1 protein-coding gene is annotated in these 590 nt (G+C 44.1%); it reads left to right on the top strand.

Annotation, left to right across the window (positions count from 1 at the left end; genetic code table 11):
- A partial coding sequence (locus tag ACFINR_RS09585; RefSeq protein ID WP_375654253.1) for a ShlB/FhaC/HecB family hemolysin secretion/activation protein occupies positions 1-590 on the top strand: 590 nt, incomplete at both ends.

The raw sequence follows: 590 nt of genomic DNA, 5'->3' as shown, positions 1-590 counted from the left end.
CGTTCTATGGATGGTAGTCCGTATCATTTTTCTCACAAGCGCCCCAATAGTGATACTCTAACGGGATCATTTTCTCTTCCCTATGGCACTTGGACAACAGGTTTTGATGGGACGTGGAGCCAATATCATTCAAGTGTTAAGGGAATATTTTCCGATATTATGACTGCGGGTAAGTCTTTATCGCTGACACCGTGGATTTCACGGGTTATTGATCGTGATCAAGAGGGGAAGACCTGGCTTACGGGACGGTTGACATGGAAATATTCTGATAATTCCAGCCGTAAACTAGCTATTACAACCTTTGAGCTTGATCATTCGCGCAAGTGGCTTGGAGGAGAATTAAGCGCGCATATAGGGTTTCATAAAGGGTTGGCAATTCTTGGCGCTTATGATGATAAAGAGCAAGAGAATGCAACAAAGAATGCACCCAAAGGGCAATTTTCCAAATTGTCTTTTTCTCTAGGCTACGTGCGTCCTTTTTCGCTCAAACAGTATCACTTTCGCTATAACACGCTGTTTTCAGGACAAGTATCACCCGACACGTTGTTTAGTTCAGAGCAAATGTCGCTTGGTGGTAGTACCTCTGTGCG

It is taken from the genome of Bartonella sp. AP19HLJMH (assembly GCF_042196245.1).
Lineage (GTDB): Bacteria > Pseudomonadota > Alphaproteobacteria > Rhizobiales > Rhizobiaceae > Bartonella.
The sequence above is the reverse complement of the archived record's forward strand: the minus strand, read 5'-3'. Positions and strand labels throughout refer to the sequence as shown.